This is a genomic window from Pseudomonas sp. LBUM1673, assembly GCF_059695645.1.
The window spans coordinates 2,636,508-2,652,870 of the sequence record NZ_CP166780.1 but is presented as its reverse complement, the minus strand read 5'-3'; the positions used below and the strand labels follow the sequence as shown (position 1 = coordinate 2,652,870).

The window sequence follows — 16,363 nt, the reverse complement described above, 5'->3', positions numbered from 1 at the left end:
ATCAAAACCTCGTGGCTCGTTTAAGAACCCACCACGGCGCCATCGAGGTTTCTTCATGGCCACGACGAAACACCTCGTTGAGCATGGCCACTGCACTCCAGCACCGCAGGAGTAGCATGAACAGCGGGAAGACAGGCACCAACACCCCCAGGATCACGTCCTGTCGAGGTCGGTCGGACACCATCGACAACATGGCGCCGAACAGCAGTACGGTGATCGTCAGGTACAGCAGGTAGATCAGCGCAAACAGAAACAACAGCGTCTTGCCCGGTAGAACGAACAACGCCAGCAAGGTGTAGATGAAGATGATGAACGGCAGCACCAACTGAAAAAAGAAGCCACTGACCAGGATCATCAGGAAGGTTGACCAGCCCAGTAAACGCGGGTTGATGTTGTGGTTGTGCTTTCTGACGTACAGAAAAAACAGGTCACCGTCCCAGCGCAAGCGTTGCATCAGAAACTGACTGAGGGTCGCCGGTGCATCGGTGTGCCCGATCGCTTCCGGCTCGAAGGGAATCCTCAAGTCATGTCGTTTGAAGTAACTTTTGATGCGCAGCGTCAGGTCCAGATCTTCGGCAGTGTGCGTGTTCCAGCCACCGATTTTCACCAGGAAACTGCGGCGGAAGGCGCCAAAGGCACCCGAGACGTTGTTTACCAGATTCCATTCGGCCAGGCCGATTTTCGACATATGAATCGATAACAGGTATTCCAGCGCCTGCATGGCGGTGACCCAGGAGCCCCAGACATTACGCACCCGCAAGCTACCGGCGACCGCTGGCACCGAAGGGTCCTCGAAATTGCGCACGATAGCGCTGACCATGTTGTTGTCGAACGACGTATCACCGTCGAGCGCCATCACGATGTCACCGCTGGCAAGCGACAGGCCGGCATTCAATGACGACACCCGTCCGCCCCTTTGCCATTTGGCGATCGGGCGCAAATGACGCCGGGGATACAACAGCGGATCCACGTTAAAACGGCGAACGGCACTGAGCGTCGGTTGATTCACCGTGGCCCCGTCCACCACTGGAATCATCTCGATGTGGCCGGGGTACGTCTGCTCGCACAGGCTTAACAGCGTGGCTTGAACATCCATCCCTTCGCTGTAGCAGGTAATGACGCAAGAGACTTTGGGCCGATAGAGACTGTTCTTCGGCACGCTGGTGCGCCGACGGGCAAACCAGCGCAATACGCCCAGCAACACCATGATCATCAGCGGCAATTCAAACACCAGGAACAACGGAAAGAGCATGTAGAACAACCGGCTCAGACCGTCCGTCCCCATGAGTGCACTGAGTGCGTTATAGAGTTGCTCCATAAATGGGCTCATGGCTTAAATCAACTCACCGGCAAGACGGGCCAGCAGCAGCTCACCGTCTTCTTGTTCGAGTAAATCGTCAGGCGCTGTGAAACTGACGACACGCAGGGAGATGTCACTGACTTCCGGTGCGGAAAACAACTCGGCGACCCGGCTCAAACGCTGTTTGACGAACTCCAGCCCTTTGCCATCGGTGTGTGGAAGCATGATCCAGAAGAACTCCTCCGTACTTCGGGAGCAGCGGTCGGTTTCCCTGACGGACTCCTTCAGCCGATCGGTCACGCTGTCGATGAAGGCATGCCCACGGTGCTCGCCAAGACGAGACAATGTCTCGGCCAGGTTGACGAAGCGCAGGCCGATCAACGAGAACGCCGGCTTCTGGTAACGGCGCACCACCTGGAGCTGCCAGCTCAAGAGATCGAAGAAACCCTTGGCGCCTAATAGATTGAGTCGGCCGAAATGTTCGATCGATCGATCGTTGAAATCCTGGCGACAACGGAAACGCCCCGCTTCAGCCAAACGAAAGTCTCGAACTTCGCGTATGCGCAACTTGTCGGGCGCGTGTGACAAGCCGCAATCCAGGCAGCGCGCCTGCACATCGGCGTCGACAAAAAATGCCTGGCATGAACGGCAGCGGTAATTTTCCAAAGGGCGATCGTAGTCACTGCCGATGTGCCGCAATCGGTTCAGACAGTTGGGGCAAAGCAACACGCCGTCCTTGAGAAACGACTCCTGATGCCCCACGTGACCACAGGTAAAACAGTGCAGCGAAGGCTGCCGCGAAATGTCCATCGCCTGGCATTCGGCGCACACATCGATGTAGTTGAGGCGCCCCGAACCACAGTCCGAACACAGACGTACCCGATCGACCAGCACGCCCTCTTCCAGCCACTCGTGCTGCACCATCAAACTGAGCCAGACAAACGGGTTGACCTGCTCGCTATCCGCCAGTGCTTCGAGCAGCGGATAGCGATAATGCTGGGGGACTTCGGGGTCTCGCAGGGCATACACATGGGCGTCGGCACGCAACCATAGCCACGACAGCACCCGACTTTCAAACCGCTCGGGCGCAGACCCCTGCTTGAACAGGTTGAAGCGTTCTCGCCATATCTCCCACAGTATTTTTATTTCGTTAGTGTCGGCAGGGCATACGCCATCGCCCAGCGCTTCACACCAGCTGTCCTGGTCTCGACAGCAGTACACGAGTTGATAGCGATACGCCGGAGCCGAGCGCAATTTACGCAGTACTCGCCCGGCATAAGCCGCTGGCATGTCAAGCAACAGAACATCGAAAACGGGCGCAGCCAACAAGCTGCTTAGATCTGAAAAGTGTTCAAGTTCCGGGATATTAGAACTGGCAACCCTATTACCGAAAACCGCAATGCGAGGATTTGGAGTCGACATAATGCACTCCCCCTAAGAAGCATACTAAGTGTGATCCGACACAAGACTACCAACACTAGCACCCCGTCAGAAAAATGCCCGACTAATTATAGAGTTATTTTTTGACACTGCCATCGCCAAAATATCGACACCCACTATCATGACTCGCCACTATCAATAACATTAAGCCCTAAGCAAATAACCAAAATAAAACCATTTAAATTCATAAAGTTATAATTATAGCAAGCTACACAACAAGGGGTTTTGTATGCATATACAGTTCAATATCAACCTCTCTAAATGCGTCTTGTTGCCAGTTGAAAACACTCGTCAAATTGCAGGCACAACATAACGACATGGATACTCTCCAGAAACAAATAAGTTCAAAGTTATTCGTCGGAAAAACAACTACCACTCACACACTTCAAGTGTTACACCCCCTTTACATTAGCGGCTTATCGACATCATTCAATTAGAACACTCTATAAATTTTATGAATTCTTTTCGGGGGTATTTAATTGAGCCTTTCGATGAAAAAACCGCCGCCAGAACCAGGCAACCAATAGCGTGAAGAAGGCACCCACCACTGCCAGCGCCATGTCGGCCTGAGAGTCCCATGGGTCATTTTGTGCGGCGACAAAAGCCTTCGCCGTGTCTTTTCCCAGGTACTGCCCACCTATCCATTCCACGATTTCGTAGACAGCCGAAGTCGACAGAACGATATTCAGCGCGACAGAACCGACCCAGAACCCCCGCAGCGGCGTGATGCGCATAAGCACTTCCCGAATCGGATACACCATCAAGAGTCCATACGTCAGATGGACCAGCCGATCGTAATGATTGCGTTCAAACCTAAGGGTTTTGTTGAGGCTGACCCCGGTCAAGGCCGAGCACCAGCGGTCGTAGGGCACCAGGCATAGGTGTAGTGCGACCCCAGCTCATGGATACCGAGAAAAACGAACACCAGAGTGATGGAAACGGCAGACAGACGGAACCGTCGGGAGACGCCCACCAAGACCATCACCAGCAACAGGGCCAGCAGATTTTCCAGCACCCAATCCACTCGGCTATGGGGTGAAATCCCCAGCACTGCGACGATAAAAACAAACACTACCAACAGCACAAGGTCGTATCGCGGATGTGTCTTCGGTTGCATGGCTTGAGCCCCTCAAAAGGTCTCGCTCGGCCACAGTAGGTTAGTTTCATTCGCCCACCGCAGATACGACCCGACATACCGTCACAAAGCCTCATTCAGGCCGGCGCGCACGGCCGGCTTAAGCCGTAACGCGATCTGTAGCAGCTGCCGAAGGCTGCGTTCGGCTGCGAAGCAGTCGTAAACCGGAACTCGCGGTGTGTCAGGCAGACCGCGTCAGCTGGACTCACGACTGCTGCACAGCCGAACGCAGCCTCGCGGGCTCGGCAGCTGCTACAAAGGGTGCGTCGCCGATAGTGACTCTTGAGCTGGGCGCCTCGAAAATGACGGTCAAGCTCTTGGCGATTGGCTGTCGGTAAGACTCGCCAATCTGTCCTGTTCAGCCTGGCACGCCAGCCATGTGCAGAACAGATCCAGTTTCTTGTTTTGATCCGCAGTTCGCTTGGCGATATAGGAGTAGTCACTTTGGTGAAAACCGAACGGTGCCAGTAAACGGCCAAGACGAATGTCATCGGCCACCAAATGCCAGGGAGCAACACAAATCCCCAGGCCGGCAATCGCCGCCTCCAATGTGAAATAGTAATGCTCAAACTCCACTCCGGCCGGCGCGGTAGCCTGATACCCAATCGCGTCACTCCAACTTGCCCAGGCATTCGGGCGAGTTTTTGTGTGCAGTAGCGGATGCAGGAAAACTGATTTTAATTCAGTGAGTTGGATGCGTGCGGATAACGCGGGTGACAGAACGATACCCAATCTCTCAGGAAACAGCAGGAGGGTATTTTTTTGACCCTCAAGGACTCCCCGCTCAGCAGTGATCATCACGTCATAGCGGTCATGGCCCGGATCGGTAGCGTGGACAAAGGAATTCAAGCGAATCTTGATATCCGGGTACTTCGCATTGAAATCGAAAAGACGGGGTATCAACCACTTGACCGTAAACGTGCTGAAGCAAGACACGTCCAGAATACCCGTCGCGGTATCTCTGATTCTGCCTACGGCGGCCTCGATCTGATCCAGCGCCGCCGTCAAATCTGGCAGGAGTTCTTTACCGGCAGCGGTGAGCTGCGGTTTGTTTTTTGTACCTTCGAACAGTTCCACCCCAAGACTCAGCTCTAACTGGCGTACCTGGCGACTCACGGCTCCGGGCGTGACAGACAGCTCATCGGCAGCAGACGTCATTCTCCCCAGCCGGGCAGCGGCTTCGAAAGAACGGAGGGCATTCAAGGGAGGGAGACGACGTTTCATTAAGTGACTTTAACTCAATTACCTGGGGCGCAGAAATCGATTTCCAACCCCGTCCAGATTTTGGAAGATTACCCGGTGTCCGCCTGTCTGGTTACCCGTCCAGGGTCGCCGGTATTGCTGGGACGCCCCCCAAATCAATTGAGAGAGTCTCACATGCCATTCGTTCGAACAGCCGTCATTAAAGGCACTAGCCAGCAGCAACGTCAGCTCATCGTCGACGGCATACACCTAGCGCTGATAGAGAGTATTGGCATGCCCGAGGATGAACTGTTCAACCTGGTGGCGGACTATGATCCGGAACAGTTTTTCTACAGCCGTACCTTTAATGGCGTCGCTCGTTCAGACCATCTGATCGTGATTGAAATTACGATGCGTAGAGGTCGAAGTGACGCGATGAAGCGGGAGCTATACAAAAAAATTGCTGACAATCTCGGCGCTCAGGCACAGGTTCGCCCGCAAGACCTTTTCATCTTCATGCATGAGAATGACTATTCAGACTGGTCGGTAGGCCATGGCAAGTTTGCAATGGCGTTGGTGCAACAAGCCGGTAATAACTCTGCTGGGTAGAGACCAGAGCGCCCAGCCGCTTGCCTTGCGGGTTTTCGAGCTAATTCACCAACGCCCGACGATGGGGCGGTAAACTGGCCGTGCAAAAGGCCCGTTCAGTCGTAATGCGATCCGTAGCAGCTGTCGAGCCCCAGCGAGGCTGCGTTCGGCTGCCCCCTGCACGACCGCCCCTTTACCACCTCAAGCAAGAGATCCCCATGGCAAACCACGACCTCACCTTCCTCCCCGACCCAGACCCGGAATCCATCTCCTCCGACGTCGCTGGTTTTGGTGGCCTGCTGGTCTCCACCCAGATCCCTACCCGCGCCGACGGCAGCCTGGAGCTGGGCGACATCGCCCTGCAGAGCGAATGCACCTTGCAGGCGCTCAAGGTCGCGCTGGAGAATGCCGGCAGTTCCATGGACCGGGTCCTGCATCTGACCATCTACCTCACCGACATGGCCGACCGCGCCGCGTTCAACGAGGTCTACCAACGCTTCTTCGCCAAGCCCTGGCCGGTTCGTGCCGCCATTGGCGTGGCCGCCCTGGCGGTCGAGGGCATGCGCGTGGAAGTCACCGCGATGGCGGCCAAGGGCTGAACCTGCGGTGCGCAATGCTCAAGGTTCCGACCGCCGAGACTTGCGCACAGCCGCAGTAGGCTAAGCTTTCAGCAGCTCATTGCTCACGATGCTCGCGTCTGCAGGTTTTGGTTTTTTCTGGAGAGCGTCTGCAACAGCTATCTCAGACAGGTCCAAACCCTTCACGCAGGACTGACGTGATGACCGAGCCCCTCCTCAGCTTCGAAGCACTCAAGCGCGCCGCTGCCGCAGGCGAGATCGATACCGTGCTGGTCTGCATGGTCGATATGCAGGGGCGACTGGTTGGCAAGCGATTCCAGGTCGAGTTCTTCATCGACAGCGGCCACGAAGAAACCCACTGCTGCAATTACCTGCTGGCCGACGACATCGACATGGAACCGGTGCCGGGCTATGCCGCTGCCAGTTGGAGCAAAGGCTATGGCGATTTTGTGCTCAAACCCGACATGGCCACGCTGCGTCGCGTGCCCTGGCTGGAATGCACGGCGCTGGTGCTCTGTGACGTACTCGATCATCACCATCGGCGGGACCTGCCCCACAGCCCACGGGCGATCCTGAAAAAACAGGTCGAGCGACTGCGCGAACGCGGCTACACAGGCATGTTCGCCTCTGAGCTGGAGTTCTATCTGTTCGACGAGAGTTACCAGGCGATCCACGAGCGCAACTACCACAAGCCCAAGACCGCCGGCCACTACATCGAGGATTACAACATCCTGCAGACCACTCGCGAGGAGCCGGTCCTGCGAGCCATTCGCAAACACCTGCAAGCATCCGGCATTGCGGTGGAAAACTCCAAGGGTGAATGGGGGCCGGGCCAGGAAGAGATCAACATCCGTTATGCCGACGCCCTGACCATGGCCGACCACCACGTCATCATCAAGCACGCCTGCAAAGAGATCGCGCAGCTGCAGGGCAAGGCGATCACGTTCATGGCCAAGTGGCGCTATGACGCCGCCGGTTCCAGCAGCCATATCCACAATTCGCTGTGGGACAAGAACGCCAAAAAGCCGCTGTTCTTCGACCCCAAGGCCGAGTTTGGCATGTCGAAGCTGATGCGCTCGTGGGTGGCCGGGCAGCTCAAGTACGCCAACGACATCACCTGTTTTCTCGCGCCCTACATCAATTCGTACAAGCGCTTTCAAGCCGGCACCTTCGCGCCGACGCGGGCCGTATGGAGCCGGGACAATCGCACCGCAGGTTTCCGGTTGTGCGCCGAAGGCAGCAAGGCCATCCGCATCGAATGCCGTATCGGCGGTGCCGACCTCAATCCCTATCTGGCCTTCGCCGCCTTGATCGCCGCGGGCCTGGCCGGTATCGACGAGAAGCTCAACCTCGCGGCGCCCTTCGAGGGCGATGCCTACGTCGATGAGCACTTGCCCGAAGTGTCGAAAACACTACGCGAGGCCTGCGCCGCGCTCAAGGCTTCGAGCATGTTGCGCGAGGCGTTCGGCGATGAAGTGATCGACCACTACGTGCACACCGCCGACTGGGAACAGAAAGAGTACGACCGGCGAATAACCGACTGGGAACTGCAGCGCGGCTTCGAGCGCTATTAAGCCCGCCTATTATTGAGAAAATCATGACTGCGATGATTCAACTCATCTCTCCGGTCGATGGCCGGGTCTACGCCGAACGCCGCCGTGCCGATGCGGCGCAGATCGAGCAGGCTCTGGCAGCTGCCACAACCGCCCAGGCGCAATGGCAGCGCCGGCCACTGAGCGAACGCGCCGCGTTTTGCAGCGCTGCGGTGGACGCGATGCTGGCGATGAAGGCCGAGATCGTGCCGGAACTGGCCTGGCAGATGGGCCGCCCGGTGCGCTTCGGCGCTGGCGAGCTGCGCGGTTTTGAAGAACGGGCGCGGTACATGATCGCCATTGCGCCTGAGGCGCTGGCAGCTATTGAACCTGCGCCTGTCATCGGTTTTCGGCGCTGTATCAAACGTGAACCGCTGGGTACCGTGCTGGTCGTCGCACCCTGGAATTACCCCTACCTGACGGCGGTGAATACGATCATCCCGGCGCTGATGGCGGGCAACAGCGTCATCCTCAAACACGCTTCGCAATCGCTGCTGGTCGGCGAACGGTTCGCCGAGGCCTTTCGCCGCGCCAATCTGCCCGAAGGGCTATTCCATAACCTGCTGCTCAGTCATACCTATACCGCGGCGATCATTACCTCTGGACGTGTGCAGCAGGTGAACTTCACCGGCTCGGTGGACGGCGGCGAAGCCATGGAAAGCGCCGCCACTGGAGGCTTCCTCGGTATGGGGCTGGAACTCGGCGGCAAAGACCCGGCCTACGTCCGGGCAGACGCCAACCTTGAGCATGCGGTGGAAAACCTGGTGGATGGCAGCTTCTTCAACTCAGGTCAGAGTTGCTGCGCCGTCGAGCGTATTTATGTCGATGAAAAAATTTACCCGGCCTTTGTCGAGCGCTTCGTCGCTTTGACTCGCCAATACGTGCTAGGCAACCCACTGGATGAAAACACCACCCTCGGCCCGCTGGTTACACCGAGCGCCGCTGAATTCGTTCGCCGGCAGATCGCCGATGCAGTGGCCCAGGGCGCCAGGGCGCTGATCGATCCAAAGGATTTTCCCGCCGACGCGCCCGGCAGCGCCTACCTTGCGCCGCAGGTATTAGTGGACGTCACCCATCAAATGGCGGTGATGCGCGAGGAAAGCTTCGGCCCGGTGGTGGGCATCATGCCGGTGGCCAGTGACGACGAAGCCATCGCGTTGATGAACGACAGTGAGTTCGGGCTCAGCGCTTCTATCTGGACGCAAGATCTTGTCGCCGCCGAACGCATCGGCAACGAGATCGCCACCGGCACCGTATTCATGAACCGCTGCGATTATCTGGACCCGGCTCTGGCCTGGACCGGGGTGAAGAACAGCGGGCGCGGCGTAACCCTGTCGCGCCTTGGCTATGAACACCTGACCCGAGCTAAATCCTTCCATCTGCGCCACGAGATCTGAGCCATGAGCCTGACCGCGAACTGGAACTACCCCACGAGCATCCGCTTCGGTGTCGGCCGCATCGCCGAACTGGCCGAGGTCTGCCGCAGCCAAGGGATCCAGCGACCGTTGCTGGTCACCGACAGCGGCCTGGCGCGTGCGCCGATCACCACGGCGGCGCTGGAATCCTTGCGCGCTGCCGGCCTTGGTGTAGCACTGTTTTCTGACCTCAAGCCCAATCCGGTCGAAGCCAATCTGGCGGGAGGGCTCGAGGCCTGGCGCGCAGGCAAACACGATGGCGTGGTTGCCTTCGGCGGTGGCAGCGGCCTGGACATGGGCAAGCTCATCGCGTTCATGAGCGGCCAGACCCGACCAGTTTGGGATTTCGAAGACATCGGCGATTACTGGACACGCGCTGACGAAGGCAACATCGCCCCGATCATCGCGGTGCCGACCACCGCGGGCACCGGTTCCGAAGTCGGCCGTGCGGCGGTGATCATCGACGAGCTTACGCACACCAAACGCATCATTTTCCATCCGAAGATGATGCCGCGTGTAGTCATCAGCGACCCGGCCCTCACCGTCGGTATGCCGGCAAAAGTCACCGCCGGCACCGGCATGGATGCGTTTGCCCATTGCCTGGAATCGTACTGCGCCCCCGGTTTTCATCCCATGGCCGAAGGTATTGCGGTGGAAGGCATGCGCCTGGTGGCCAATGCCCTGGTACGCGCCGTACACACCCCCTCCGACCTCGACGCGCGCGCGCAAATGCTGGCAGCTGCCGCGATGGGCGCCACCGCCTTCCAGAAAGGGTTGGGCGGGATGCACGCGCTCGCGCATCCGGTGGGCGCGCTGTACGACACCCACCACGGCATGACCAATGCCACCTTCATGCCCTATGTGCTGAAGTTCAATCGCCCGGCCATCGAGGAACGCATCATCCGTTTGGCGGCTTATTTGCGCCTGCCCTCCCCTGGCTTCGACAGTTTCCTGGCCTTCGTCCTCAAGCTGCGCAAGGACATCGGCGTGCCGCATACGCTGTTTGAACTGGGTGTGGATGATCAGCAAGCCGATCTGATCGCAGACATGGCGATTGTCGATCCCTGCGCCGGCGGTAACCCGCTGCCATTGACACGGAACGGCGCGGCAGAAATTTTTGACGCGGCTTACCACGGTCGTCTCTAGAGCAGTCGGTTTTAGCCGTTAGAGGCAGGAGCAGTACAACAGGGGGTTGAAGACAAGCCCATTCGGCGATGCACAACGCGGATGGATGTGGATCAAAACCTGACAAGGGCACACATGATGAGTCCAGTAAGCCAACCCGGCGCCACCGCGCCACAAGACGACGACCTCAAGGTGTTGCACAACATGGGCTATGCCCAGCAACTCTCGCGACGCATGGGCGTTTTTTCCAACTTTGCCATTTCCTTTTCGATCATTTGCATCCTCTCGGGTGGCATCAACTCGCTGGCACAGGGCATCTCGGGTGCAGGCGGTGCGGCAATCGGCATCGGCTGGCCACTCGGCTGCCTGATCTCCGGGGTTTTCGCCATGGCCATGGCACAGATTTCCTCGGCCTACCCCACCGCTGGCGGCCTCTATCACTGGGGCTCGATTCTGGGTAACCGCTTCACTGGCTGGCTGACGGCCTGGTTCAATCTGCTGGGACTGATCACGGTGCTCGGCGCGATCAACGTCGGTACCTATTACTTCTTTTTCGGTGCCTTCGGACCGACCCTCGGAATGGAAGACACCATCACCACGCGGATCACTTTCCTAGCGATCCTGACTGGCCTCCAGGCCTTGTGTAACCACTTCGGCATCGGCCTCACCGCAAAGCTCACTGACTTCTCGGGCTACCTGATCTTCGCCACGGCGCTCGCGCTGACCATCGTCTGCCTGATGGCTGCACCCAGCTATGAGTTCGTCCGGTTGGTGACCTTCGGCAACTATTCCGGTGAGGCCGGCGGCAACGTCTGGCCACAGGTGTCGAACGGCTGGATTTTCATGCTCGGCCTGCTCTTGCCGATCTACACCATCACCGGCTATGACGCCTCCGCGCATACCTCCGAAGAAACCCATCAGGCATCCGTGTCGGTACCGGTCGGGATGGTCAGCTCAGTGGCCTGGTCGTTGCTGTTCGGCTGGGTCATGCTCTGCTCGTTTGTACTGATGCTGCCGAGCATGGACGAAGCGGCCAAGCAAGGCTGGAACGTGTTCTTCTGGGCGATGGACACGCAGGTGAACCCGGCGATCAAGATGGCGCTGTATCTGGCCATTTTCATCTCGCAGGTGCTCTGTGGGCTGGCGACCGTGACCTCGGTCTCACGCATGATCTTCGCGTTTTCCCGTGACGGCGGCCTGCCCTTCTCGAAAGCATTGGCCTCGGTCTCACCGACCCATCGCAGCCCGGTGGCGGCGATCTGGACCGGTGCCACCCTCGCGGTGCTGTTCGTCTGGGGATCGTCCCTGGTATCGATTGGCGAAACGCCGGTTTACACGATCGTGGTCTCCTGCACGGTGATCTTCCTGTTCTTCTCTTTCATCATCCCCATCGTGCTGGGCCTGTTTACCTACGGGACTGCGAAGTGGCCGCACATGGGGCCGTGGAACATGGGGCGCGGGTTGTACTCGTTGTTCGCCATCCTCTCGATCCTCTCGATGGTGCTGATCTTCGTCATCGGCATTCAGCCGCCGAACGATTGGGCGCTGTACATCACGCTCGGTTTTCTGATTCTGACGGCAATCATCTGGTTCGCCTTTGAAGCCCGTCGCTTCCAGGGCCCGCCCGTGGGCGAAATGATCATCAAGCGTCAGGCGGAAATCGCCGCGGCTGAAGAGGCGTTGAATAAACAAGCAGGAAGCTGATCGCCACAGTCATGAAAAGTGGGGGCTGGCCGCTAATGCCAGTCAGTCAAGCACAATCCATGTGGGAGCGGGCTTGCTCGCGAAGAGGGCGTGTCAGTCGACATTAATGTTGCCTGGCACACCGCTTTCGCGAGCAAGCCCGCTCCCACATGGATTCGCATGCTTAACTGACTGGCATTGCTTTTTCATGAAGTGGCGCCGAATCGCAATCCGGATCAACCAACAGGAAGCATGCAGATGGACCGTCTCACGGCGAAAGATTTCCCCCCTGAACTGCTCGAACTCTACGACTACTACGCCCACGGCAACATCAACCGTCGAACGTTTCTTGATCGTGCGGCGCTGTTTACATTTGGCGGTTTGACGGCCACGGCTCTGCTCGCGGCCCTGAGCCCGAATTATGCGCTGGCCGAGCAGGTGCAATTCACCGACCCGGACATCATCGCCGAGTACATCGCCTATCCCTCGCCCAAAGGCCACGGGCAGGTTCGTGGTTATCTGGTGCGCCCTGCGAAAACCACCGGCAAAGTACCGGCGGTGGTGGTCGTGCATGAAAACCGTGGGCTCAACCCTTACATCGAGGATGTTGCCCGACGCGTCGCCAAATCGGGGTTCATCGCACTCGCCCCTGATGGCCTGACGTCGGTGGGCGGTTATCCCGGCAACGATGACAAAGGCCGGGAGCTGCAACAGACCGTCAATCCTGAAAAACTCATGAATGACTTTTTCGCCGCCATCGAGTGGCTGATGAAACATGACGCCACCACCGGAAAAGTCGGCATCACCGGCTTCTGTTATGGCGGCGGGGTCGCCAATGCCGCGGCCGTGGCCTATCCGGAACTAGCGGCTGCCGTGCCCTTTTACGGCCGTCAACCAAAGGCTGAAGAAGTCCCCCGAATCAAGGCGCCTCTGCTGCTCCACTACGGCGAACTGGATACGCGCATCAATGAAGGATGGCCCGCCTTCGAGCAGGCGTTGAAAGCGGCGGGCAAGACGTATGAAGCCTACATCTACCCGGGCGTTAACCATGGTTTCCATAACGACTCCACGCCTCGATACGATGATGCCGCCGCCAGGCTTGCCTGGGACAGGACACTGGCCTGGTTTCGGCGATACCTGATTGAGTGACGCCTGTTTCAGCCACCAGACTGATGAGTAAATCTCATGGCCCCTTGCCGATTTACCAGTCTAGTGCTCATCCGATAGCGCGCTTACTGTTTCCCCAGCGGTACGGCACTCAGTCAACGTCACCGAGTGCTGCCTAACCATCAGCTCAATGCTGATCACCAAACGCGGGGAGATTGAAATGCACACGCGGCCCTCAAGGCTCGCGTCGGGCGTTAACGGAGCATTGCCATGAGCAACGATCACGATCCGCTTCGCCGCACGGTCATCGCCGCGCTCGCGAGCGCCCCGCTTCTGTCGCTCGCCGACACGCGAACCAGCAGCGAATCACCTCGTTCGGGGTCTCGCACCCTTGTGGCGTACTTTTCACGCTCCGGCAATACCCGCGTCGTCGCAGGACTCATCCAGAGAGGTCTTCGCGCAGACCTCTTCGAAATCCGCCCGGCCAAGCCCTATCCCGACGATTACCTGGAAACGGTGGAGCAGGCGCGCCAGGAACGCGATAGCAATTTCGAGCCAGCCCTCGAAAGCAAGGTTCGGGGAATGGCCGACTACGACATTGTGTTTCTCGGCTATCCGATCTGGGGTGAAACCGCCCCGCCGGTCGTGCGTTCGTTCCTCTCGGCTCACGACCTGACCGGGAAAACCATCATCCCCTTCAACACCCACGGAGGGTACGGGCTAGGCAATAGCCGCAGCGTCCTCAAAAAACATGCGTCCAAGTCCAAGGTGATGGAGGGCTTTGTGATGGAGGGTGAGCAGGAGCGCAAGACCATGGAACGCGTGACCAAGTGGTTGAGCGATAGCCATCTCACAAGCTAATGCGCGGTGCAGAGCGTTGAACTGTATGCACCTCGATTTTTGAAATTGGAGTAGACCCATGAAAACTCGCAAGCTGGGCAACAGCCTGGAAGTGTCCGCTCTGGGCCTTGGATGCATGAGCATGACGTCGGCCTACGGGCTGGCCGCTGACAAACAAAACATGATCAAGCTGATTCGCTGCGCTCACGATCAAGGGATCACCTTTTTCGATACCGCCGAGGCGTACGGCCCGTTCAGCAACGAAGACCTGTTGGGAGAGGCCCTGCAGCCGATCCGCGACCAGGTGGTAGTGGCCACCAAGTTCGGCTTCGATATTGACCTCATCACCGGCGAGCGAGGCGGCGGTACCAATAGCCGACCGGAGCGTATTCGGGTCGTGGCAGAGGCTTCGTTGAAGCGCTTGCGAACAGACTGCATCGATCTGTTTTACCAGCATCGCGTTGATCCACAGGTGCCGATCGAAGACGTCGCCGGCACCGTCAAGGATTTGATCGCTGAGGGCAAGGTAAAGCACTTCGGCCTGTCCGAGGCTGGCGTGCAAACCATTCGGCGAGCCCATGCCGTTCAGCCGGTGACAGCCCGATCGGGCCACCGTTGCGCATAGCGGTAGTGGGGTCACCTGAATATTTCAAACAGCGGCCTCATCCGAAAGAGCCAGGGGATTTGGCCTCACATAACTGCATCAATTTGCGGCTGCCCACCCACGGGAGCCTGATGCAATGGGATTTTGAAAAGGACGGTCACGAACTCAAAGCCCGTGTCGAAGGGCAATGGACGTTCAACAGTAGCGGTCCGATCCTGCGCGCTGCTGTCGCGGGATGTGGGTTAGGGTTCCTGCCAGAAGATATGGTGTCGAAGGAGCTTGACGACGGAAGTCTGGTGCGGGTGCTGGAGGATTGGTGCCAACCCTTTTCTGGTTACCACCTTTACTACCCCAATCGCCGTGAGCACTCGTCAGAGTTTGGCGTCGTGGTTGATGCACTGCTCTATAAGCGCTGAGTCGCCAATCATTGAGGCTGTCATTGTCATGGGGGGCAGATCCGTTCGCGATACGAACAGTGCAAGCACGGCAGCCACCAGAAGAAATACTCCACTCGCGATGAACGTAGCCTGGTAGCCAACTCCGTCATATAGCAACCCACCCACCGTCGCACCGAGTGTGATAGCCAACTGAATCACCGCCACCATCAGACCGCCTCCGGTTTCGGCATCTCGTGGAAGCGTGCGTGATAGCCATGTGAACCAGCCCACAGGCGCGCACGTAGCAATCAGGCCCCACACCCCCAGTAAAACGGCTGTCGCCCACATCGAGCTGCCGAAGACGAGTAGAGCCGCAACAATCCCCGACATCAGGAGTGGAATGATCATCAGCACTCGATAAAGGCTTCTGTTCAACACCGATCCGATCACCATCGTGCCCACCAATCCGGCCATTCCGATAATCAGCAATAGCAGGGAGAGTCCAGACACATCAACGCGGGTCACCAACTCTAGAAACGGACGCAGATAGGTGAATAACGCGAACTGGCCCATAAACAAAAATGCCACTGCTGCCATGCCCAGCGAGACTTTGGCGTTACCTAACAGCCGAAACACTTCAAGTGCAGATCCAGACTCATTTTGACCAGGCATTTTCGGCAACGTGAATGCTTGCCAACAAAGCGCCAAAGCGGCGAGCGGAACCACGCAGAAAAATGCACCTCGCCAGCCGATCAGCCCGCCCATGAAACTGCCAATGGGTGCTGCGACCGCAGTGGCAAGTGCGGTACCGCCCTGGATCAAAGCGATGGCTTTAGGCACTAAACTCTCGGGGGCAATCCGCATCATGACGGCGGTCGACATTGACCAACTGCCACCAATAGCGATCCCCAAAATGGCTCGACCAAACATCAGTGTCGAGTAGTTCGGGGCAAAGGCGACGAGCGTGCCAGAGGCAATCATCAAGGCTGTCAGGAAAAGCAAAACGGGCCTTCGGTCGAGCCGGCGAATGACTGAATAGATGAAAAGACTGGTGACGACCGCAAAGAGGCCAGAAATTGAAATCGCTTGTCCGGCCTGCCCCTCTGTCAGCGCGAGATCGGTCGCAATCGGTGTGAGCAAGCTCACCGGCAGAAACTCCGAAGTCACCAGGGCGAAGGCGCACAGCGACATCGCCAGGACGGCTCCCCATACCTGTCGGCTCGCTGCTTGAATGGGTAAGGTGGTGCTGCTCATCTAATTTCCTCCAATACGTAAAGCTCCAACGCCTGAATTCGCTATGTGGGCACGTAGAGTGATGAATGATCCGGGGTTCAGAACTGTTGAGCCGGATAAAATCGAAAGGCCCCACTGAATAGCAGGGCCAGCTACTCAGTTGC

The 16,363-nt window shown here is 57.9% G+C and carries 12 protein-coding genes and 3 pseudogenes; 10 read left to right on the top strand and 5 right to left on the bottom strand.

From position 1 onward, the window contains the following. Position 1 precedes the first annotated feature (1 nt). The 4 genes and pseudogenes from ACA044_RS12100 to ACA044_RS12085 all read right to left on the bottom strand — a co-directional run bounded on the left by ACA044_RS12100 (position 2) and on the right by ACA044_RS12085 (position 5,099). Positions 2 to 1,318: a glycosyltransferase family 2 protein gene (locus ACA044_RS12100; RefSeq protein WP_497446544.1), complete on the bottom strand. Its 1,317-nt coding sequence runs from the start codon at positions 1,316 to 1,318 to the stop codon at positions 2 to 4. Between the two features lie 15 nt (positions 1,319 to 1,333). Continuing rightward, positions 1,334 to 2,626 (bottom strand): TackOD1 domain-containing metal-binding protein, encoded by a 1,293-nt coding sequence (locus tag ACA044_RS12095; protein ID WP_497446543.1) that lies wholly within the window; start codon positions 2,624 to 2,626, stop codon positions 1,334 to 1,336. A 566-nt stretch (positions 2,627 to 3,192) separates the two neighbouring features. Further along, positions 3,193 to 3,857 (bottom strand): annotated as a pseudogene (locus tag ACA044_RS12090) (DUF2238 domain-containing protein). Positions 3,858 to 4,184: 327 nt separating this feature from the next. Then, complete coding sequence (locus ACA044_RS12085; protein WP_497446542.1) at positions 4,185 to 5,099, bottom strand: LysR substrate-binding domain-containing protein; 915 nt, start codon at positions 5,097 to 5,099, stop codon at positions 4,185 to 4,187. A gap of 153 nt (positions 5,100 to 5,252) precedes the next feature. Between ACA044_RS12085 and ACA044_RS12080 the strand changes: the two genes are divergently transcribed. The 10 genes and pseudogenes from ACA044_RS12080 to ACA044_RS12035 all read left to right on the top strand — a co-directional run. Further along, on the top strand, positions 5,253 to 5,666 hold the full coding sequence (locus ACA044_RS12080; RefSeq protein ID WP_497446541.1) for a tautomerase family protein: 414 nt from the start codon (positions 5,253 to 5,255) through the stop codon (positions 5,664 to 5,666). 197 nt (positions 5,667 to 5,863) lie between these two features. Further along, positions 5,864 to 6,244: a RidA family protein gene (locus ACA044_RS12075; RefSeq protein ID WP_497446540.1), complete on the top strand. Its 381-nt coding sequence runs from the start codon at positions 5,864 to 5,866 to the stop codon at positions 6,242 to 6,244. Between the two features lie 179 nt (positions 6,245 to 6,423). Further along, positions 6,424 to 7,797, top strand: coding sequence for a glutamine synthetase family protein (locus ACA044_RS12070; protein ID WP_497446539.1), 1,374 nt, complete (start codon positions 6,424 to 6,426; stop codon positions 7,795 to 7,797). Positions 7,798 to 7,820: 23 nt separating this feature from the next. Further along, positions 7,821 to 9,212 (top strand): aldehyde dehydrogenase family protein, encoded by a 1,392-nt coding sequence (locus tag ACA044_RS12065; protein WP_497446538.1) that lies wholly within the window; start codon positions 7,821 to 7,823, stop codon positions 9,210 to 9,212. A gap of 3 nt (positions 9,213 to 9,215) precedes the next feature. Then, positions 9,216 to 10,376, top strand: a complete 1,161-nt coding sequence (locus tag ACA044_RS12060; protein WP_497446537.1) for an iron-containing alcohol dehydrogenase — start codon at positions 9,216 to 9,218, stop codon at positions 10,374 to 10,376. Positions 10,377 to 10,493: 117 nt separating this feature from the next. Beyond that, a complete protein-coding gene (locus ACA044_RS12055; protein ID WP_497447212.1) occupies positions 10,494 to 12,059 on the top strand; it encodes an amino acid permease in 1,566 nt (521 codons plus the stop codon). Positions 12,060 to 12,296: 237 nt separating this feature from the next. Then, positions 12,297 to 13,187, top strand: a complete 891-nt coding sequence (gene yghX / locus ACA044_RS12050; RefSeq protein WP_497446536.1) for a YghX family hydrolase — start codon at positions 12,297 to 12,299, stop codon at positions 13,185 to 13,187. 228 nt (positions 13,188 to 13,415) lie between these two features. Continuing rightward, a complete protein-coding gene (locus ACA044_RS12045) occupies positions 13,416 to 14,006 on the top strand; it encodes a flavodoxin (RefSeq protein WP_497446535.1) in 591 nt (196 codons plus the stop codon). Between the two features lie 58 nt (positions 14,007 to 14,064). Continuing rightward, a pseudogene (locus ACA044_RS12040) lies at positions 14,065 to 14,586 on the top strand (aldo/keto reductase); the annotation flags it as partial. After that, positions 14,586 to 15,005, top strand: a pseudogene (locus ACA044_RS12035) (LysR substrate-binding domain-containing protein); the annotation flags it as partial. The pseudogenes ACA044_RS12040 and ACA044_RS12035, both read left to right, overlap by 1 nt. Here ACA044_RS12035 and ACA044_RS12030 read toward each other — a convergent pair. Next, positions 14,961 to 16,220 (bottom strand): MFS transporter, encoded by a 1,260-nt coding sequence (locus ACA044_RS12030; RefSeq protein ID WP_497446534.1) that lies wholly within the window; start codon positions 16,218 to 16,220, stop codon positions 14,961 to 14,963. The pseudogene ACA044_RS12035 and the gene ACA044_RS12030 overlap by 45 nt on opposite strands. Positions 16,221 to 16,363: the final 143 nt, after the last annotated feature.

Excerpts from the sequence above, each read along its gene's own strand:
- ACA044_RS12065 (WP_497446538.1), top strand. The coding sequence starts at position 7,821 with ATGACTGCGATGATTCAACTCATCTCTCCGGTCGATGGCCGGGTCTAC.
- yghX (WP_497446536.1), top strand. The coding sequence starts at position 12,297 with ATGGACCGTCTCACGGCGAAAGATTTCCCCCCTGAACTGCTCGAACTC.
- ACA044_RS12045 (WP_497446535.1), top strand. The coding sequence starts at position 13,416 with ATGAGCAACGATCACGATCCGCTTCGCCGCACGGTCATCGCCGCGCTC.
- ACA044_RS12060 (WP_497446537.1), top strand. The coding sequence starts at position 9,216 with ATGAGCCTGACCGCGAACTGGAACTACCCCACGAGCATCCGCTTCGGT.
- ACA044_RS12030 (WP_497446534.1), bottom strand. The coding sequence starts at position 16,220 with ATGAGCAGCACCACCTTACCCATTCAAGCAGCGAGCCGACAGGTATGG.
- ACA044_RS12080 (WP_497446541.1), top strand. The coding sequence starts at position 5,253 with ATGCCATTCGTTCGAACAGCCGTCATTAAAGGCACTAGCCAGCAGCAA.
- ACA044_RS12075 (WP_497446540.1), top strand. The coding sequence starts at position 5,864 with ATGGCAAACCACGACCTCACCTTCCTCCCCGACCCAGACCCGGAATCC.
- ACA044_RS12085 (WP_497446542.1), bottom strand. The coding sequence starts at position 5,099 with ATGAAACGTCGTCTCCCTCCCTTGAATGCCCTCCGTTCTTTCGAAGCC.
- ACA044_RS12070 (WP_497446539.1), top strand. The coding sequence starts at position 6,424 with ATGACCGAGCCCCTCCTCAGCTTCGAAGCACTCAAGCGCGCCGCTGCC.
- ACA044_RS12055 (WP_497447212.1), top strand. The coding sequence starts at position 10,494 with ATGAGTCCAGTAAGCCAACCCGGCGCCACCGCGCCACAAGACGACGAC.
- ACA044_RS12100 (WP_497446544.1), bottom strand. The coding sequence starts at position 1,318 with ATGGAGCAACTCTATAACGCACTCAGTGCACTCATGGGGACGGACGGT.